A 19,117-nucleotide genomic window follows, 5' to 3' on the forward strand; every position below is an offset into this window, starting at 1 on the left:
TAATGGTTAGCGGTCGCGATGATACGCTCCCATAGTGGACTTTCACCACCCAGATGTGTGCCATGCCGGGCAGACACAAAAAAGGCGTGATTCCTCACGCCTCGTCGCCATCGTAGTTGACGAAATTCTCCGTCTTGGCCGATGTATGTTCCTTGAACTGCTTCAGCAGCGGATGCTGCATCGTACTGTGCAGCGCACCGCTGATTTCCGCGCTCACGAGCTGCGCAAAGGGCAGCGCCGCAAAGGAAGTGAACAGCGAATCCGCCGCCGGCTCCAGGAACAGGACATTGTCCCGGCCTTTCCGGGCTGGGTCCATCGTGATCAGGTACGCACGGTCGCTGATCAGACAGGCACTTTCCCAGATCGCCTGGATCCGGCCGGAGGCCCGGTCGTTGCTGTCGAAGAAGAACATCGTGTAATTCGGTGTCAGCTGCAGATTGGGTCCATGGATGAACTCCTCCGCTTCGTAGAAGAACGCCGGAACATGCACGGTTTCCCCGATCTTCAGCGCCGCTTCCATAGCCACACCCGCGCTGTTCTTGGCTCCCAGGCAGTACACCGTCTGCATGGAGGACAGGGCCCGGAAGTGCCGGTCCACAAACCGCTGTGTGTCTGTCACGGCGTTTGCGAAGGTCTCCAGGGCGGTATAAAACTCCTCAAGCGGACGGTCTGCCAGGATCTGTGCCACGCGCATGAGGTAGAGACACAGTGTGCTGACACCCTTCGTGACGTAGCCCACCAGCTCTTCCCCCACACCGTACTCCAGCACACAGGCGGTGTGGTCCTTCACATCACTGTTGCGGTTTCCCGTCAGGCAGATCACGTTGTTCCTGTCCCGCAGGACATCCAGCACCGCAATGGCATTAGTGGAGAGCCCGCTCTGGGTGATCACCAGAACCAGGTCGTCCTCCCGGATCCCCGGGGTATAATACAGAAAGGTGAATGGAGTCATCAGCTCCACTTTTGAATCCATCCACCGCTGCATATACGGCTGCGCACAGACGCAGGCGTTATAACTCGAGCCTGAAGCCACCAGCCAGATCGTTTCAGGCTTTTTCTGTCTGCACAGATCCACCACCGGTGCACACAGCGCATCATCTGTCAGCAGTCTGCGGCAGGTATCGGCAGACTCCCGTATGTAATCCTGCATGGTCCGTTTCATGGAACCGTCTCCTGTATCCTAGTAGTCCAGGGCTCTGTAGTACCGGCGGATTTCCATGGGGTGCTTTGTCTCGTCTTCCATGTGCACATCGATCCGGTTGTTCACGGCGTGCATCACCAGGTGGGAGATGTCGCCGCGGTACTTCTCGCTGATTCCCTTCAGTTCGTAGTCCTTCGTATCAATGATCGTGTAGTTGCCACAGATCCGGGGCAGGAAGTTCACCACACGCTCGGAGAGCTTTCTCTGTCTGTCTTCCCCGACATACACCGTCACAGGGGTTTCCTTTGTCACGATCTCGAACATGCCGTGGAAGAACTCCGGAGAGGTGATGGACTTGGTCTTGATCCACAGCTGCTCTTCCCAGTAGCACATGGCGTAGGAATAGGTCGCGCCCCACTGGTTACCGGCGCCCACAAAGTAGTGAATGTCATCATTCCAGTGCTTCTTCGCAAACTCCGCTGCAAAGGGCTCCGCCACTTTTTCCACTTCCACCAGGGCCTGCGGCAGGTACTGATCGAATTCCGCATACATTTCGTCGTAGTCATCGAACTCACCGGCGTTTTTCATGAAACGGTCAGCGGTCATGAAGAACTTCAGCTGTTCGTTCTGCTTGTAGGAAATCACGTGATCAACCATCTTTGCCAGTTCGGCCTCCGGTGCATCAATGAATCCGATCACCGTCGCGCCGGCTTCCTTCGCCTTCTTCACAGCCTCCACCACTTCAATAGTATTGCCTGTCACGGACGACGTGATCACCACGCTGCCCTCGCCGATCCGCCTGTTACCGGTCGTCAGGTATTCCGCAGCGTTTTCCGCCCAGGTCTCGATGCCCGTTTTTTCCTTCATGTGCACCGTGGCTTGCTGCGCGCTCGCCCAGGTGCCGCCGATGCCCAGCCACACGATGTTTTTGTAGCCGTTTTCGCAGATGCCGTCCACGATCTCCTCGATCTGAGGACGCAGCGCCAGTGCGCCTTTGACGCTGTCGATTTTTTCCTGTTCGTTGAATTTCATCATGGTTGTGTTCCTCCTTTTTCTTTGTATTTCTGTATCTGTATCTGTTTTTTTCTGTTGTGTCTGTGCCGCGGCCGGGCTGTCCGTCACGCGGCCTGCGGGAAAGCAGAGAGTTCCTGCTTCCGGCCTTTCATCAGGCTATCCCAGGATGCCGAAGAAGGCCCCCGCGAAGCCGATCAGAATGAAGACGACCAGCAGTGTCGTGGTTTTCACGTTCCTGAACTTCAGCAGGTAGTAGATGCCGAAGGTGAACAGCAGCGGCAGGATCCCCGGCATGATCGTGTTGCAGATATCGCCGATGGTCGTCGCTTCTTCCCCCGCGCCAATTGCCAGCGGCACATTGATGGCCACATTCTGTGCCGTCATGCCACCGATCACCGTCAGACCCAGCACCGATGCTCCATATGTCAGCATCTCCATCCAGCCGCTTTTCTGCAGTGTCGCCAGGAAGCCGCTTCCCAGTTTGTAGCCGGCACCCATCAGGTAGTAGCGCAGGCCCTGTGCCGGGATGTTGAAGATCAGGAAGAACAGGATCGGACCCAGAATGTTGCCCTGTGTCGCCAGAGACAGGCCGACACCCGTCGCAATGATCCGCAGTGTGCCCCAGATAAAGGAGTCGCCGATGCCCGCCAGAGGTCCCATCAGGGAAACCTTCACGTCGTTGATGGACTGCGTGTCGAAATCCGGATCGTTGGCGTTCTGTTCTTCCATCGCCGCGGTGATGCCCAGAATCAGAGTCGCCAGCTGCGGGGTGGTGTTGAAGAACTCCAGGTGACGCTTCATCGCCGCTTCCTGTTCGGCAGGATCGTCATAGAGTTTTTTGATCACCGGCAGCATGCTGTAGCAGTAGCCGATGTTCATCTGCCGTTCATAGTTCCAGTCCCATTCCAGTCCGAACGAGCGCCAGAACACGGACATCAGCTGTTTTCTTTCCAGCTTCTTAGAAGTCTTCGTCGTCATCTGTGTATCCTCCCTGTGCAACAGCCGTCTGCATGGTCTGCGACCGTTTGATCTGTGTAAGTACGATGGCGAGAATCGCGCCGAGGATGGCAATGCCTGTGCCCGGCAGGTTGAAGTACACGCTCATCGCGAAACCGAGAATGAAGAAGCAGGCATTGGCCTTGTTCATGATCATCTTCATGAGCAGACCGAAACCGATTGCCGGCAGCAGTCCCATGGTGATTTCCAGACCCTTGGAGATCCACTCGGGGATGATGGACAGGAATGCCTCGATCGCCGGAGATCCCACGTAGTAGCCAATCGCCACACACAGGCCGATGATCAGGTTCACGCCGAAGAAACCGGCCAGGTAATGCACCACGGCGATGCCCTGCATGTTGTCGTTCTTCGCACATTCATCTGCCTTGTGCACAAAGGGCGGCAGAATGAAGACCATGCCGAAGTTTTTCGCCAGCAGGACCAGCGAAGCCACCGGCAAGCCAATGGCCAGAGCCGTTTCCGGACCGGATCCCGTGGTGATGGCAAACGCCGTGCCCAGGACCGTCCCGGAAATCATTTCAGGGGGAATGCTTGCCCCGATGGAGAACGCGCCCATGAAGGCCAGCTCCATGGTGGCACCAATGCGGACACCGGCTTCGATGTCGCCCAGCACGATGCCTGTCAGCGTGCCCATGATCAGGGGACGGGAGAGCAGGCAGGTGCCAAAGAGGTATTCGGCGTTGCCAAGCATGGCAACCAGACCGAGCAGTATCGCTTGTATCAGCATGTTGTTTTCCTCTCTCTTTCAGGTTTTCTGTGTATCAGCTGTCTCTCAGAGTGCCTTCATGACAGGCACCGCGGAGTCTTCCGGCACCATCTGGATGGTCACGTCGATGCCCTTGTCCACCAGGTTCTTCAGGATGTCCTCTTCCTCCGGGGTCACGTTCATGGCCTTGGAAATGTTCCGGGTTTTGTCGGTGGCCTTCGTGCCGCCCAGGTTCAGCGCCTTGATGGACTCCACACCATCAATCAGGGCAGCTGCATCGGCGATGCTTTCCACCACGATGAAGAGTTTGTATTTGTCTGTTACACCGCTGTTGATGGCCTTGATGCTGTCTTCGATGTTCTTCATCACCAGCTTCACGCCGTTGGGTTTTGCCATCTTGAGGGTGGTCTTGCGCAGTTCGTCTTTCATGACGGAATCGTTGGCAATCAGAATGCAGTCCACGTTCAGTGCGCTGGTCCAGGAAAAGGCAACCTGTCCATGCAGCAGGCGGTGATCCACGCGCAGTTTTTTGATCATGTTCGTTCCTCCTTAAAAGTCTTCTTCTTCCCCGGCTTCAAGCCGGCTGTGATCCAGGACCTCGATGCCTTCTTTGCCCGAGGCAATGAGTCTGTCCTGGGTTTCGGTGTTTCCCGAGAGGGATCCTGGTGCCGAAAGCAGCAGATCGAGCACCAGGTTCATGTTTGTACCGCTGTAGACCACCACGTTTCTGTGACTGCACAGGCGGGACAGGGTACTGTGCACACTGCCGCCCTTCACATCGCACAGGAAGACATATTCGTCCTCCGGGTGATCCAGGATCTCCTTTGTCATTTCTTCCATGTAGTCCGCAGGGGAACAGGAGGGATACAGGCTGTATGTCCGGATCGAATCGGCCAGGTCGCCGACGATCATGCTCACTGAATCCTTCAGTCCCTTCGAGAACTCTCCATGAGATGCCAGAATAATGTTCCGCATATGGACCTCCTTTCTTGTTTTTCCCTTCACTTCCATACCAGCAAGGTTCGTGCCGGATTCAGAGAATCCGGATGTTTTTTCCGTAATCCTCTGAACCCGGCCGCAGCCTGTGCGGCAAAGACGTGAATGCGTCCGCTTCCATACCAGCAAGGTCTGTGCCAGTATCAGACATCCGGGTGTTTTTTCGTTCCCCGGACGCTGTCACCTGTGCCGGCGACGGGTTCACTTCCATACAAGCAAAATCTGTGCCAGACCAGATGCATCAGAAGGTTTTTTTTGCACTTTCTACGGATGCCTGCCCACAGACGTCACCGTCCGTAAGCTTCCCGTCACTTCCATACCAGCAAGTCCTGTGCCATCCTGCCCCGGTTTCCGCGTTTTCTTGCCCCGCTCCCCGGATCCGGCGGCCGGCATCTGCCTGCATCGGCAGCGGGACAGAAAAGACCAGGAACACGTTGTTCCCGACTATAACAGTCACTGAAAGCCACCCTTGTATTCCGGGAATGTCCTGTTGTTTTATGCTTCCAGATTCAGCTGTAATGACCAGGTGAATGTTTCGGGTTTCAGGATACGAAAAAAGCGTGCCGCTTCAGACACGCTTTTCGTAATTGGGGTCGTTCTTGATGTAGTCAAACATGTAGCCTGTTTCTTCCACCGGGATCCGGATGCCATAGAATTTCTGCACATCCGCAAAGGAGTCATCCACGGCTTGAATGAAGTCCTTCTGCTCGCGCTGGAATGCCTCCGCATTGCCATAGACCTCAATGCCCCGGTTCATGACCAGGCGCTCGATCAAGCAGCTCACATGCACATATAAGCCGAAGCAGGTGTTGTTGCCCAGACTCACACCCAGGCGGTTCTGCAGCCGGTCAATGGCATCCGCCACATGCTCCAGCAGCTTGGCGGGATTCAGAATCGTCAGGGAGTTCATGATGTTGGACAGCGAGAAATTCTTGACGATGTTCTTTTTGAACACCCGCATTTCCTCCGCCTCCATGTATGGACGCAAGCTGTCGTCAAACCGGTTCGTGTTCTCCTGCAGGATCAGGTCCTCCAGGGCCACAAAGGGCACCGTGATCTCCTCCGGCTTGAGCGTCCCCACGATGCTAATCACCTGATTCTCCTCAAACACCGGAGACGCCATCCCTTCCTGCTGCAGGGTGTTGTAGTCATAGATCATGACCCGAATCGCACTGTCTTCCGGCAGGGAATCCACAATGACTCCCCGGAGCTTTTCCGCCACCCCCAGGCCGCTGGCGCAGGAACAGATGATCATTCTGGGCTTCTCCCGGTTGCGCTCGATGTGATACTCGATACTTGAGAGCGCCTTTGCCCGCTCGAACACTTTTTCCATGGGTGTCTGGTTGCGGATGTCCTGTCCCACCGTGAGGGCCAGCTTCAGGCTCAGAGAATTGATGATGCCGATGTTCACATTGCGGATGTTGAGATTCCGGTAAATGTGCTCCAGACTGCCCAGGTCCACGAGCAGGAACAGCTCCTCGATGCCTTCCATTTTCTGCAGCCAGTCATTGAGCTGTCGGCTGATTTCCTCCTGGCTGACAAACAGGGGCATGTCGATCGCGTCAAAGACATGTGTCTCCAGCCACTGATTGACGCACATGGCCATGGAACTGGCACTGGATTCCCCATGTGCCAGAATCACACCCATCCGGCGGGGGGCGGGCTGGCTCCGGCCGGCCATGGCAGCCAGTGCAGTCATGATCAGGCACTGGAGCGGGTTCAGGTCTGTTTCCAGGCACTCCTGTGTCTCCTGTCGGATGTCCGATACCAGGGAGAAATACTTGAAGGCCTCTGTCCGCAGCCGGTTCATAACGTCTTCCATCTGCACGGCTCGCGACTGCAGAAGCAGGCCGATACCCCGGGGCACCGAGAGCAGCTCCACAAACGCCGTTTCATACAGCTGCCGGTCCTTTTCCGGAAAGTCCAGGTGATACTGGCTGCATTTCTCCCGCACAATGGCCAGGAACGCTGTCTCAAACGGAGTCAGGGCTGCCTTGCGGGGACTCCGGTTGAAATGATGCAGCACGGTTTTCTGGACCCCCCGGAAATCCGCCTCGAAATCTTGTGTGGTTTCCAGCGTTTTCAGAACCGATTCGAAGAAACTGAAGGGTGTCCGCACATTCTCCAGTTCATGCTGGAGTTCGTCAATGCTATGCCAGCTGAGTTCCCGCGGCTTCATGAGGGTTTCCAGAGCTGAATACTGGATCACGGAATCCGGAATGTTCTTCAGGCTGATGCGCATGACTTTCTCTTCATCTGTCTGGAAGAGCGCATTCACACAACTGGACTGGATCGTGCTTTTCAGCCCGCCGATGTTCTCCGGGAAGGGGTAGGACAGCAGCAGCTGGATAACGCTGCTGCTGAGCCGGATGCGCACCTTGAGGCGCTCCTCTTCCCGGGCGAACATGGACAGAATGATCTGCAGCTTTTCGTAATTGCCCCGGACGGCCAGGTTGGGGACTGCGAGCTTCATGGGGATCCGCCGCTGGAGAGTCTTGAGGAGCACCTTTTCCGGATCTTCGGTCGTCGCAAAAATCAGCCGCACGCTGGAGGTGTACCAGGTCTTGTTGTCCCCCATGCGGTGATACACCGACTGGTCCATGAAGTGGAAGAGCTTCTCCTGGCACTCTCCCTTCAGGTTGTGGACTTCGTCCAGGAACAGCACGCCGCCGTCCGCCAGTTCCAGGAGCCCCGGTGTATCCTGGTCTGCCCCGGTGAAGGCCCCTTTGACATAGCCGAAGAGATTGGCCGTGAGCAGTTCCGGGTTGTTGGCGTACTCCGAGCAGTTCACCGCCACAAAGCGGCTCTCCGGCTTCACGAGGTCATGGTTGCGGGCGTATTCATAGGCAAGTCCCGCAATCATGCTTTTGCCCGTGCCGGTTTCTCCCGTCAGAATCAGAGGCAGGCCGTTGGGGGGATAGGCCACGGTTGCCTTGCACTGTTCCACCAGCGAGGAGAGACTGCCGTCATGGCCAATGAGCTTGTCAAAGTCCTGCGCCTGGTCTGTCTGCGCCGCCAGCCACTGATCCAGGTTGCGGATCGCATCCCCTTCAATGGGTGATCCCTGTTTCTCTTCCAGCACGGCCCGGTCCAGGAACAGAACCGGTTTCTGTCCCGCGCGGATAATGGTACCCGCCTTGAGCAGCTGCTGGAGAACCTGTGTGACGCGGCTTTTGGGAAGACTCAGCTGCGAGGACAGTTCCGCGACGGAAAGACGGCTGAACTGTCCGTTTTGCGTATGTTCCTGTATTGCGTTTTGTATCGTTTCCTGCATGTTCGTTCACCTGAGTGTTAGTATAGACACAAAAAAAGCGTTGTCAAACGCCCGAAAATCCACAAACATTGGCATGAATCTTGCTTATTTATGAGTGAAGGAGGTGCAGACCATGCCCCGGAAACTATTGAATAAGCAGACACAGAAACAGACTCTGTCACTGAACCAGTCTATGAAAAAATCCCTGGATATCCTGAAGATGAATGAAAAGGAACTCCTGGAGGCCATCCGCGATCTGACCTCCACCAATCCCTTTCTGGACTATCGTCCAGGCAAAGACCTGAATGCCATGCTTGAAGAATCCTTCGCTCTGCCCGTCTCGCTCAAGGAGGACCTGTACCTGCAGCTCCATACCCTTCGCACCCCCTATGATGGCAGGGTGTGCAGTTACATCATCGAGTCTCTGGACGACCACGGTCTGTTCCGGGAGTCCGTGCAGGCGGGCAGTGCCGTGATGCAGTGCAGCGGGACACACTTTGCCGCCCAGCTGCGGGTGGTGCAGTCTCTGGAACCCGCAGGGGTGGGGGCCAGATCGCAGCTCGAGAGCGTGCTCCTGCAGCTTGAACGGATGGGAGAAGCAGATGCGCTGCACCTCATGAAGACCTACCCGGAAGCCCTGATCAGCGGAGACCTGCACATGATCCGGGAACAGGAAGGGTGGTCCCACGCCCGGATCGAGGCACTGCTCGGGGTGATCCGCAGCTGTCAGCTCAATCCCTGTCACGCCTATGACCGCACGCGGGCCGAACTGCTGCTGCCGGACTTCGAACTCATCCGCCATGAGGATTCCGTGGAAATTCAGCTGCCGGATAGCGGCACCCTGTCCCTGGATCAGTCCAGTGCGGAGTCCGTGAAACAGGATCCGGTCTTCCGGAAATTCCTGGAAGATGCTCACTTCTTTGTGGACGCCCTGAGCCGGAGGAAAGCCACGCTGCTGGTGCTCATGAACGCCCTGGTGGAGCACCAGAAAAACCACTTTCTCTTTGGCGACGAGCTCGAACCCTGCACCCTGCAGGACATCGCAAAGGAAACTGGCGTGCACGAATCCACCGTGTCCCGGACTCTTTCCAACAAGCACTACCTCTGGGGCGGCACAGTGCATGCGGTCAAGGACCTGTTCGTATCGCAGACAAAGGGCGGCACGAGCCGGGACTCCGTCCTGAAATCCCTGCAGGCATTCATCCACAGCGAAGATCCGCGGCATCCGTATTCGGATCAGTATCTGGCAGATCAGTTCGAGGCCCTGGGCATGGAGGTGTCCAGGCGGGCCATTGCGAAGTACCGCGGGCAGCTGGGGATCCCCTCCTCCAGCCGGAGAAGGAAGAAGTGAAAAGTGCCGATGGTGGCAGAACAGGAGCATAAACTGAAGAGGCGCGGAGTGGATCCGCGTCTTTTTTCGATGGCGGGTCTGGAGGCAGAGTCTGAGAAGGCAATAAAAAAAACAGGGAGCCGATGCGAAATCAGCCCCTGACAAAAACCTTTCGGTTTTCAATTGTGATTTAAGTTTACTTGATAGACTACGAAGCTCAGAGATCTGGATTTAAAGCACTAATGGTGCAAGTTCACGAGGGATAATCTTTACAGAAAAGAGGCCTTCCCATGTTTCAAAAATCCAAGTTCAAAGATATGTCTATCGCTGATGTTTATTCACAGTATTCTTCTCCCGAAAACGCTGAGAAGTTCTTCTTTGATCTGAAGTGGTCTTCTGGTTTCGTATGCTCTAAATGTGGTCATATTCACTGTATGAAAGTAGTGCGGAAAAAGGGCGGTCTCCGTACCGTATATCAGTGCTCCCATTGTGGCCATCAGGAATCTGTGACTGCAGGTACTGTCCTTGAAGGCACCAAAGCTCCTTTGCTTTCCTGGATCCTCGTATTGTTCGTCTATGCGATCTTCAAGACCGGTACTTCAGCCAGATACATAAGTGATCTCACTGGAGTCAGTTACAACACCACGAAACTCATGCTCCAGAAGATCAAGCAGGCACAGAATGAAGACAACAACAGCCATGTCGTTACTGACTGCGATGCCATAGAGCTGGACGTTTTCACATGTGGTGGCGCTAAACACGGAAAACGAGGCTGGGGTGCAGCGGGTAAGGTGAAAGTAGCTGCTGCAGCTGTGAAGCGTTACATCTGGGATGATGACCAGGAGAACATGGATGTCTTTGAAGCAACAGATGGGGTCCGCTTCCGAATCGTATTCAGTGAGAACAAGGGTGAACTGACATGCTTTCCGGAAGAAAAGATCCGGAATGACTGTGTTATACATTGCGACAAGAGTTCAGCCAATCTGGCTTTGGATATTACCGGAAAACTGATAGATGCACAGAAGTTTGAATCAGATTCCACACATCTGTCTTCGCTGGATCACATCATTTCCAACTTCAAAAGCATCGAAGAGTCTATGGATCAATCAATGGCTTACTGAGCTTTGTAGTCTATCAAGTAAGTTTATGTCTCTGCAGTCAGGTTGGCAAATACAGAAAAGCAATACCCGCCCAAAAAGGCCGCATCTCCTCCTCCAGAAATGCGGCCTCTTTCGCATATTCAGTTGTTTGCTGACAAATCTGCCTACTTCAGCACCGTCACGCTGGTGATGTGCGGGTTGGCACCTTCATACCAGTACAGGAAGCCTTCCATGTCGACTTTGTCGCCCACCTTCAGCTCCTTCACAGCCTTGTAGACATCGGAATCCTTGTCGCACAGATAGGATTCAACGGTGAATGTGTACGTCTTGCCGTCTTTGGACGCCCTGAAGTACAGGTCATCGCCTTCTTCTCCGGAACCGTCATAGTTGTAGAGATACGCCGCATCAGAACCGTCTTCCGCCGGTTCAATGGTCATGTCCTTGAATTCCACTTTCTGGTTCTGGTACTTGATCAGCTCTTCTTCATTGCCCAGGTACTCCGTGACGTCCTTCACCGGCTCATTCCAGGTGCCACCGTCTTTCACGACTTCCACCTCGGCGCCTTCCGCGATTTCCGTTTCGCCGGACCACTCTGTCTTGTAGCCCTTTACACGAATCTTCACACCGTCATTGAGCTCCTTGTACAGATCCTCGGAGACATTTGCATTGTAGATAAAGTAGGCGCCATCCGGATCGGCAGCGTAAATCGTGGCTTTGTCCTCCCACCAGGACTGTTTGGCCTGCACGTAGGCTTCGATATCCACCTCGGATTCCAGTTCGGCATCCATGTATTCCTGATAGGTCATCACACCTTCGGATTTTGCAGCGGGATCCGTTTCCGTCTCCGTGGTCTTGTCCTTTGTTGCTTCGCCATCTCCGGAACTCGAGCATCCCGTCAGTGCCAGTCCGGCACTCAGCAGCAGCGCAGGCAGCCAGTGTTTGTTCATCATCAATTTCCTCCCGGCAAAGTCTTGTCTTTGCCTTCCATGTTTCATTATACGGCACCTGCCCCGTCTCTCTGAACCGTTTTTGCGGTTTTGGACCAAATGACCGGTGCTTTCACCGGGTCTGACGATCTGTACTCTGTACCGGATTCCCGGAGACCGGCATATATTTCTCCAGATATTCAGAAACCGTGTCCATGAATGTCATGTATTCCCGGGTGTCATTCTGCAGGCCATGCCCGGAGTGTTCCATGATGAAAAACTCATGAGGAACTCCATTCTTTTCCAGTGCATCCTTCAGACGCAGCGAGGCCGCAAAAGGCTGCACCTTGTCCCAGGCTCCATAGGCTTCCACCGTTGGTACAGAATCCGGTGTGACCCAGGAAGCTGCATCTATCTGCTTCATCGCCTGCCGATAGGTTCCATTTTTCAGCATCGAATCTGTAACCGGATTCCCGGACATGGCGGAAAACAGTCCGGCAATCCCGCTGTAATCCGCTTCCGGGTCCACTGAGACCGGCTTATGAGGATCCTGTCCCATATTGATCCAGTCTTCCAGATGAAAACTGGAAGGTCCCACAGACCCGAACACCATCTTCACGGGAACCGGTGACTGCGCCGCATCCCGGTAAGCATAAATCATGGCCAGCGTATCCCCCGCTGATCCGCCTCCAATCGCCATCTCATCCACCGGATATCCCAGAGCTGCAGCCGATTTCACAACTTCCGGAATGGCTTCCCGGATTTCCCGGGACATTGTATCCACGCTGGCGGCAGGGTTTTCCCCGCTGAGAACCGTATAGTTGATACTGGCAGACACATATCCTTTTGCCGTCAGCCATTCACACATGTCTCTGTCTCCCGCTTTGTCCCCGCCTGTAAAACCGCCGGGATGCAGATACACCACCAGACCATACCGGTTCTGACTGTCATCTGCCGGCAGATACAAATCGAATCTGTTCAGCTTCCCAGGACCATACGCCATGTCTTCATGAACTGTCCCCACTGAATCATTCCAGACAGTTTTGTATTTGCCATGGGTGGGATCCTGCGAAAGTTTCCACCAGGCTGACCCTGCAAAGGCAGCTGTAAAGGCAAGTACATAAATCATCGTCCACATCAGGCGGCTCCCCCGTCTCTTTTTTTCACTTCCATTTCCCTCCAGGCTCACAGAAAGTTGCCCCCGGACAGCGTTCCGCCAATAAGCAGATTGATCCCGCCTCTGACTGCCAGACGCCCGGCCACGGCGCCGGCCAGCATGACAGCTGCCAGGATCAGTATTCTTTTTTGTGTCATTTTTCCTATTCCTTTCCTTTTGACAATGCATGCAGCGAACCGTATACTTGTTTCGCTGCCAGTATCCGGAACACATGTTTCTCTGAAACACGTGTTCCGGATACTGGCAAATTCTACCATGACTGTTCTTCGGAACATACATCAGGAGGTCAGAAAACGAAAATGGAACAGAACCCACAGAATGTTTCACCATTCAGCAGCGAACAGCGGAATCTGTATGTAGTCCGGCATCTGGAAGCGTCGATGCTGCAGCTGCTGGAAACAAAGGAACTGGAGGAAATCACAGTCAGAGACCTGTGCAGTCACGCCGGAGTCGGCCGGACTTCCTTCTACCGGAATTTCCGCAGCCGGCAGGATATTCTGATTCAGATCATCCGTCGTCTGTCCGGCGAATGGATCCCTTCCGGGTCCGATGGAACTCCTTCCTCCTTCAGGAACACTGTCGGATGCCTTTTCCGGCATCTGGAGGAGCAGAAAGAGTTTTACGAACTCCTCCATCGGCGAAAACTGACCTGGCTGCTGAAGGATGCACTGCTGGAACAGTTCGGATACAACCCGTCTCAGGAAACCGCAGCTGCCTATTCATCCGCCTATGCAGCTTTTCTGGTCTATGGCTGGATTGAAACCTGGCTCGACCGGGGCATGCAGGAATCTGCAGAAGATATCGTGAAACTGCTGCCCTAAGACAGACAGCAGCGGAGAAAACATGAAAAAGGATCATGAAAGTGCCCGTCCCCTCTCCCCGGAAAGGTGACCGAACGCTCATGATCCTTTTTTATCTCACCAGGATCCGGATCTGCTCTCCGGATGCAGACTGAATCATACCGCTGATACAGTCCGCATCAGACAGACCCGGCTTATCCCCTGCTCCGGTTCCGGAGCTTCTCCATCAGCCAGTACACGGCAATGCACACCCAGGTTGCGCCCAGGATCCCCAGCAGCCAGAGCGAAGAAGAAGGCAGCGGACCCAGGTCCTTTTCACTGCCGGAAGCCTGAGACAGCTGATCCAGATGGTACAGTGCACTGACTTCATCGTACAGATTCTCAATGTAGGCATCATCCACTGTCTGCTTTCGCTTCGTGGACTTCACCACATTCTCCACCAGTTCCCCCGCCGCATTGCGCAGACTTGCCGATCCGTTGAATACCGGCGTGGTGAACGTGTGATCCAGATTGTTCATCAGCAGTCTGGCCGCATCGATCTTCACGCTGTAGTGCTCATCGTCATCTGTTCCCGCCAGGGAAAGATACTCCTGATACTCCGGACTCTGCAGGGCTTTCTGCGTCACCGGCAGATAGCCCTCGGTTTTCGCATACCCCAGCTGCACCTCGTTGCTCAGCAGGTACTGGGCAAAGAGCCAAGAGGCCAGCACCTCCTGGGGATCCTCCTTGCCAAACAGCGCAATGGACGGTCCCTGGGAAATCATCTGGACATTCGCCGGATCTGTCTGAGGCACCGGCCGCACCACGGTTTCAAACTCCGTGAAGGCATCTTCACTGATATCCGACAGTGGTGCATGGGCACCCATCCAGGTGGCGCCGGCAGTGGAATCCACCGCAAACAGCGTCTGGGAGGCGTTCAGGAAATTCGCCGGGTACCCCGAGATCTTGAACGTGGAAAACGCTCCGCTCTGCGCCTGACCCGCAATCTGCTTCAGATCCTCCGTGGTCACATCATTGAACAGCTCAATGTCTCCCTCCGGCGTGGAATATCCGGCGTTCTGCTGCTTCAGCAGCTGGATCATCATGTTGTCCGTGGACTTGTAAATAAAGGGAATCAGCACCTTCTGGCCATTGGCCACATAGGTCCCGTCTTCATTTTTGGCTGTCGCCGCCTGTGACACTTCCCAGATCCAGTCCCAGGTCACCACATCCGGGATCTGGTATCCCAGCTTCTCCACCAGGGTTCTGTTGATGTACAGCGCCTCGGTGCTGCGCATGAACGGCAGCGCATACTGATGATCCTGAAGCACGCCTTCTTCCAGAAACGCCGGCACCATCTCCTCGCGGGTCGGACCCGCAAACTTCAGCCCGCTGCCTCCCAGCCCGTACACCGGATCTGCCATCAGTTCATCCAGCGGCACCACCGTATCCGCACCCTGCAGATAGGATGCAATGTGATCCGGGTAGGTGATTGCCACATTGGGCGTCGTGTCCGTGGCAACGTTCGTGATCACATCGTTGTAGATCTTGCCGTAATCCGTATACAGCTTCATGTTCACCCTGATATTCGGATACAGCGCCTCGAAATCCTCAATGGCTTTCCTGTACACCGCTGTCTGGTTTTTGTTCGTGTCGTTTTTCGCCCAGAACGTGATCTCCACCGGTTTTGACTCATCAAAAGTTTCCGGTACCTCGAATCCCCTGGACTCCTTCTGCGTCCCGTGACACGCCGACAGGGAAAGGACCATGCCCAGGCACGCTATGACAGCCGCCAGTTTTTTCATCCATCTTCCGAAACTCATGTCCTCTCTCCCTTCCATGCCGATGAAGGCCACGACCTTCCGCCTCTGCAGGCAGCCTGACTGCTGCCCGCCAGCTGCATCCAGCGGGCTGTGTGCGTCTGCACGGCGGATTTCCCTGTCATTTTCCCGCAGGAAATGACAGGGAAAATGGCCGCCCCGCTCATCCCTTGGTTCCTCCCCGGGCCACCCCGGACATGATCTGCCGGCGGTAAATCAGAAACAGAACGATCAGCGGAATGGAAATCACCACCACAGCTGCCATCATCGCCGGAATGTTCGCACGGCCGAATCCGCTTTCCCGGATCTCCTGAATGCCGTTGGACACCAGAAAATACTTTGGATCATCCGTGATCAGCGACGGCCAGATATACAGGTTCCAGCACTCGATCACTTTCAGAATCGTGATCGTCACCACCGTCGGCCGGCAGATTGGCACCATGACCTTCCACAAATACCGCCAGTCGCTGGTTCCGTCCACCTTCGCGGCGTAGTACAGCGAATCCGGCACCTGGGCGAAGGTCTCCCGCAGCAGATAGATATAGAACACTGACGTCACCGAAGGCAAAATCAGCCCCAGAAACGTGTTGCGCATGTTCCACTCCGTGATGGTCTGGAAATTGGTGATGACCACCAGTTCGGAGGGAATCATCATCAGCGCAAGGAACGCCGTGAACAGCAGATTCTTTCCCCGGAACTGCATTCTCGCAAAGGCAAACGCGGCAAGAATCGTCACGAAGACCATCAGTCCGGTGGTGATCACCGTGAATATCAGCGTGTTGAGGAGATACCGTCCCAGGTCCACTTCCGTGAACACCTGCACGTAGTTCTCCAGCGTCGGACTCAGGGTGAAAAACGACGGCACGTACTCCGCGTTGTAAGCCCCGTAGTCCTTCACGGACGTCAGCACCATCCAGTAAAACGGAAACAGGACCACCAGCGCCCAGAGAACGAGCAACACCCAGGTCAGAGGCTTTATCTTTCGCAGAAATTTCATCATGGCCTCCTTCTAGCTGTAGTGCACATGTTTCCGGGACACCAGCAGGTTGATCACGGTGATGGTGAGCACGATTGCAAAGAGAATGATTGCCGCAGCCGAGGCATAGGAGGGATATCCCCCGCCATCCCGGTACAGCATGTCGAATACATACCCTACCAGCGTGTTCATTCCCGCTGCGTTCAGATTCGTGCCGAACAGTGCCACCGCATCGCTGTAGGCCTTGAACGCACCGATGAATCCCGTGATCACCAGATAGAACACCGAGGGAGAAATCAGCGGCAGCGTCACCCGGCGGAAAATCCGGCCGGGGCTTGTGCCATCCACCCGGGCCACGTCATAGTACACCGGGTTCACGCTGGCCAGGGCACTGGTCAGGATCAGGATCTTGAACGGCATGACAATCCAGATCGTATAGAAGCACAGGACAAACATCTTCGCCCACCAGGGACCGTCAATGAAGTCCACCCCCGTGCCGCCCACCAGACGGATCAGCATGTTCACCACTCCCTCGGAATACGGCGTGGTCTTGAACAGCACCATGAACACCATCCCCACCGCCAGGGTGTTGGTGACATAAGGCAGAAAGTACAGCGTCTGAAAGAGACTCCGCAGTTTCCGGATCCGCACCAGGGCGCAGGAAATCATCAGCGCCAGCCCGGTGGACACCGGAACCGTCACCAGCACCAGGACCACGGTGTTGATCAGCGCCCGGGTGAAATACGGATCATGCAGGACATAGCTGTAGTTGTAGTCCCCCACACCGAAAAAGCTCTGAGAGGCCGAGCTGTATCCTTCCTCGAAGGAATAAACAAAGACGTCAATCAGCGGATACACCAGGAAAAGACCCAGAAATATCAAAGCCGGAAGCAGGTACAGAAAGGCTTTCAGGTTCTGTTTTTCCATGACTCAGACCTCACCTGTGCCAATATAGGTATCCACGGCATCGGTTTCCAGCACCGCTTCGGCTTCTCCGTCTTCTGTCAGTACGGTGAATGTGGTCAGGGTTCGCCCGAATACCGGCGCTTTGTCCCTGGAAGGGACCGGTTCTGGTGCCGATGGCGCCTGTTCCTGCTTCGCAGGTACAGGCTGTGCCGGGGCTTCCAGGTGTGTGCTGGTCAGGGGCTCCAGTGTGACCCGGATGCGGCTGCCGGTGGCGGGATCAAAGAGAAAGACCTTGGAGGGTTTCAGATCGAACCGGACTTCTCCACCAGTGATGTGGTTCCAGTCATCGGCAGAGATGATGGACCGGACCACGTCGGATTTGGCGGCTTTGTTCCGGAAAATCACAGAGACATCCCGGCCGGTGATCTCCGGCCGCACCATTTCGTTGCCCAGGGCGCCGTTTTCCAGAAGGATGAAACCTTCCGGCCGGATGCCCACATTCACATGACCGATGACTGCGTTCTGGTCGCCGGCAACATTCAGCACCGGTTCGCTGTTGATCCACAGCTTTCCGTCCCGGACTTCCCCGCTGAACATGTTGATGGGCGGCGTGCCCAGGAACTGGGCCACGAACTGATTTGCCGGATCGTCATAGACTTTCTGCGGGGAATCCACCTGCTGCAGGACTCCTTCCTTCATGACCACGATCAGGTCCGAAATGCTCATGGCTTCGTCCTGGTCATGGGTGACAAACACCGTGGTGATGCCGGTTTCCTGCTGGATCCGGCGGATTTCTTCCCGGGTCGCCAGGCGCAGTCTGGCATCCAGGTTGGAGAGCGGCTCATCCAGCAGCAGCACTTTGGGCAGCTTCACCAGAGCCCGGGCAATGGCCACCCGCTGCTGCTGGCCGCCGGAGAGCTCGGAGGGCTTTCGGTCCAGCAGTTCTTCGATGTGCACCAGTCTGGCGGCTTCCAGTACCCGGTTCTTCATTTCCTCTTTGGACAGTTTGTCCTTTCCCCGGAAGTTCTCCAGGGGAAAGCGGATATTCTGTTCCACGCTCATGTGCGGATACAAGGCATAGTTCTGAAACACCATGCCCACGCCCCGCTGTTCCGGGGGCAGCCCGGTGACGTTTTTGTCACCGAAGAAAATCTCTCCGGATGTTGGTTTCAGCAGACCGCAGATCATGTTCAGTGTGGTGCTTTTTCCGCACCCCGAGGGCCCCAGCAGCGCGGCGAGTTTCCCGTCGGGAATGGTGAAGGTGAAGTCATTGACGGCAGTGACTTCCTGTTTGTTTTTTCCCCGTCCGGGGAATTTTTTCGTCAGATGATCCAGTACGATTTCCATCGTTTGTTTTCCTTTCATGGTGATTTACAGAAAAAGGATAACATGGATGTCCGGACCCGCAAAACGCGCCCGGATATACGGCAGGAGCCGCAAATGAAAAAATGCCGGTCCCGCACATTGTGTCAGAAACCGGCACCGGCTTTCCTTATATAAATATATGTGATGAGGGAGAGGCGAGGATCATCTCGAGGGGTTGTGGTCCTTTACGAAGAGGTACTCCTCAAAATCGCTCAGAGCCTCTTCCAAATCTCTCAGGGCTTTTTCATAGTCGCTCAGAGCATCATCATCGTCATAATTGCTAGAAGCCGTGTGCACAGATGCCGGCTTCGGAGTGACTTCAGCCGGCATCGGTTCTGACGGCTGGCTGGTCTCTGCCCAGCTGCAGTAAAGCGGAAAGGGAAACCGGCCATATTCCCGCTCATACAGTCGTTCTCCGCCTTTGATTTTCATCTCCTTCAGCAGTTCCTGCTTTTTCCCGTCTGACAGATCTCCACTGCTCACCCGGGAAACCGGTTGATGGTATTTTTTCTGGAGATCAGCAGAACAGAAGCTGAGATACCCTTCCAGACTGGTACCGCTCTCTGGATGCGCCGCATCATACAGTTCTGCGAGCTGACCACAGGCTTCCC

General features: G+C 55.2%; 18 protein-coding genes. 3 read left to right on the forward strand and 15 right to left on the reverse strand.

The features are described 5' to 3' along the window. Positions 1–94: 94 nt before the first annotated feature. The 7 genes from QZ305_RS04195 to QZ305_RS04225 all read right to left on the reverse strand — a co-directional run bounded on the left by QZ305_RS04195 (position 95) and on the right by QZ305_RS04225 (position 8,148). Positions 95–1,162, reverse strand: a complete 1,068-nt coding sequence (locus QZ305_RS04195; RefSeq protein ID WP_294730334.1) for an SIS domain-containing protein — start codon at positions 1,160–1,162, stop codon at positions 95–97. 18 nt (positions 1,163–1,180) lie between these two features. After that, entirely contained in the window at positions 1,181–2,176 is a 996-nt protein-coding gene (locus QZ305_RS04200) for an SIS domain-containing protein (RefSeq protein ID WP_294730336.1), read from the reverse strand. A 135-nt stretch (positions 2,177–2,311) separates the two neighbouring features. After that, positions 2,312–3,133 (reverse strand): PTS system mannose/fructose/sorbose family transporter subunit IID, encoded by an 822-nt coding sequence (locus QZ305_RS04205; RefSeq protein WP_294730338.1) that lies wholly within the window; start codon positions 3,131–3,133, stop codon positions 2,312–2,314. Next, positions 3,114–3,899 carry a PTS sugar transporter subunit IIC gene (locus QZ305_RS04210; RefSeq protein ID WP_294730340.1) on the reverse strand — a complete coding sequence of 262 codons (786 nt, stop codon included), beginning with the start codon at positions 3,897–3,899 and terminating at the stop codon, positions 3,114–3,116. Before QZ305_RS04210 ends, QZ305_RS04205 begins: the two co-directional genes overlap by 20 nt. A 45-nt stretch (positions 3,900–3,944) precedes the next feature. Then, positions 3,945–4,415: a PTS sugar transporter subunit IIB gene (locus QZ305_RS04215; RefSeq protein ID WP_294730342.1), complete on the reverse strand. Its 471-nt coding sequence runs from the start codon at positions 4,413–4,415 to the stop codon at positions 3,945–3,947. Positions 4,416–4,427: 12 nt separating this feature from the next. Beyond that, entirely contained in the window at positions 4,428–4,853 is a 426-nt protein-coding gene (locus QZ305_RS04220) for a PTS sugar transporter subunit IIA (RefSeq protein ID WP_294730344.1), read from the reverse strand. 589 nt (positions 4,854–5,442) lie between these two features. After that, positions 5,443–8,148 (reverse strand): sigma 54-interacting transcriptional regulator, encoded by a 2,706-nt coding sequence (locus QZ305_RS04225; protein WP_294730345.1) that lies wholly within the window; start codon positions 8,146–8,148, stop codon positions 5,443–5,445. A gap of 112 nt (positions 8,149–8,260) precedes the next feature. Between QZ305_RS04225 and QZ305_RS04230 the strand changes: the two genes are divergently transcribed. After that, a complete protein-coding gene (locus QZ305_RS04230; protein ID WP_294730347.1) occupies positions 8,261–9,478 on the forward strand; it encodes a LacI family DNA-binding transcriptional regulator in 1,218 nt (405 codons plus the stop codon). Positions 9,479–9,747: 269 nt separating this feature from the next. Beyond that, on the forward strand, positions 9,748–10,578 hold the full coding sequence (locus QZ305_RS04235; protein ID WP_294730349.1) for a transposase: 831 nt from the start codon (positions 9,748–9,750) through the stop codon (positions 10,576–10,578). Positions 10,579–10,721: 143 nt separating this feature from the next. On the opposite strand, the gene QZ305_RS04240 is transcribed toward QZ305_RS04235, so the two are convergent. From QZ305_RS04240 to QZ305_RS04250, 3 genes are all read right to left on the reverse strand, one after another. Beyond that, positions 10,722–11,507, reverse strand: a complete 786-nt coding sequence (locus QZ305_RS04240; RefSeq protein ID WP_294730350.1) for a hypothetical protein — start codon at positions 11,505–11,507, stop codon at positions 10,722–10,724. A gap of 109 nt (positions 11,508–11,616) precedes the next feature. Next, positions 11,617–12,621 carry an alpha/beta hydrolase gene (locus tag QZ305_RS04245; protein WP_294730352.1) on the reverse strand — a complete coding sequence of 335 codons (1,005 nt, stop codon included), beginning with the start codon at positions 12,619–12,621 and terminating at the stop codon, positions 11,617–11,619. A 47-nt stretch (positions 12,622–12,668) separates the two neighbouring features. Beyond that, complete coding sequence (locus QZ305_RS04250; protein ID WP_294730354.1) at positions 12,669–12,797, reverse strand: hypothetical protein; 129 nt, start codon at positions 12,795–12,797, stop codon at positions 12,669–12,671. 162 nt (positions 12,798–12,959) lie between these two features. Here QZ305_RS04250 and QZ305_RS04255 point away from each other — a divergent pair, with 162 nt between their 5' ends. After that, positions 12,960–13,481 (forward strand): TetR/AcrR family transcriptional regulator, encoded by a 522-nt coding sequence (locus QZ305_RS04255; RefSeq protein WP_294730355.1) that lies wholly within the window; start codon positions 12,960–12,962, stop codon positions 13,479–13,481. 173 nt (positions 13,482–13,654) lie between these two features. On the opposite strand, the gene QZ305_RS04260 is transcribed toward QZ305_RS04255, so the two are convergent. The 5 genes from QZ305_RS04260 to QZ305_RS04280 all read right to left on the reverse strand — a co-directional run bounded on the left by QZ305_RS04260 (position 13,655) and on the right by QZ305_RS04280 (position 18,989). Next, entirely contained in the window at positions 13,655–15,262 is a 1,608-nt protein-coding gene (locus QZ305_RS04260; protein ID WP_294730357.1) for an ABC transporter substrate-binding protein, read from the reverse strand. A gap of 160 nt (positions 15,263–15,422) precedes the next feature. Further along, entirely contained in the window at positions 15,423–16,259 is an 837-nt protein-coding gene (locus QZ305_RS04265; protein WP_294730358.1) for a carbohydrate ABC transporter permease, read from the reverse strand. A gap of 9 nt (positions 16,260–16,268) precedes the next feature. Continuing rightward, positions 16,269–17,162 carry a carbohydrate ABC transporter permease gene (locus QZ305_RS04270; RefSeq protein ID WP_294730359.1) on the reverse strand — a complete coding sequence of 298 codons (894 nt, stop codon included), beginning with the start codon at positions 17,160–17,162 and terminating at the stop codon, positions 16,269–16,271. Positions 17,163–17,165: 3 nt separating this feature from the next. Further along, entirely contained in the window at positions 17,166–18,488 is a 1,323-nt protein-coding gene (locus QZ305_RS04275) for an ABC transporter ATP-binding protein (protein ID WP_294730360.1), read from the reverse strand. A 180-nt stretch (positions 18,489–18,668) separates the two neighbouring features. Continuing rightward, entirely contained in the window at positions 18,669–18,989 is a 321-nt protein-coding gene (locus tag QZ305_RS04280; protein ID WP_294730361.1) for a hypothetical protein, read from the reverse strand. Positions 18,990–19,117 lie beyond the last annotated feature (128 nt).

This window comes from uncultured Faecalibaculum sp., assembly GCF_910588395.1.
Classification (GTDB): domain Bacteria; phylum Bacillota_I; class Bacilli_A; order Erysipelotrichales; family Erysipelotrichaceae; genus Faecalibaculum.